The sequence below is a fragment of the Candidatus Protofrankia californiensis genome (assembly GCF_900634765.1).
GTDB classification, from domain to species: Bacteria; Actinomycetota; Actinomycetes; order Frankiales; family Frankiaceae; genus Protofrankia; species Protofrankia californiensis.
In genome coordinates this window covers 20965-21501 of record NZ_CAAAFT010000137.1, presented here as the reverse complement: position 1 = coordinate 21501, position 537 = coordinate 20965, and the positions used below count along the sequence as shown (strand labels likewise).

Annotated in this window: 1 protein-coding gene; it reads right to left on the bottom strand. The window is 64.2% G+C overall.

What is annotated here, in order from left to right; all coding sequences use genetic code 11:
• Positions 1-63 precede the first annotated feature (63 nt).
• A partial coding sequence (locus tag DD1DGNOD_RS08315) for a group II intron maturase-specific domain-containing protein (protein ID WP_283234670.1) occupies positions 64-537 on the bottom strand: 474 nt, incomplete at its 5' end.

Below are 537 nucleotides of genomic sequence, written 5' to 3'. Positions count from 1 at the left end.
GGGCATTTCGGCCCCCGGCTCCCACAGATCCCCGCATGACAGTCTCCCGTCACGGGGCTCTTCTCACCCAGCCATCCAGGCGCCTCGTACCCACGCCCAGTGCGCGAACAGTCCACGGTCCCGTTGCACGACCGCGTCCCACCACGCTTTGACACGTCGGTACCCGCGCAGCCGTTTGTACTTCTTCTGGGCCCATCGCATCAGGTAGGCGTTGATGCGTCTGAGTAGCGGATACAGCTCGTGCCGGTTGAACCGGCCCCAGTAGTTCATCCAACCCCGCACGATCGGGTTTATCGTGTGCGCGAGGTCGTCCAGGGTCGAACCGGTGCGCCGGTGGATCCGCCAGGAGCGGATCTCGGCGCTCTTGGCCGTCAGCGCGTCCCTGCTGATCGCGGGAGCGAACGAGGTGAAGTTCCGCCCCGTCTTCCTGTTCCGCGACTTGCGGGGACGGAAAGTGTGGCCCAGGAACGTGAACGAGGTGTGCTCATACGAGCCCCGCCTGCTGCCAATGCCACGTAGCCTAATTTGATCATGCTG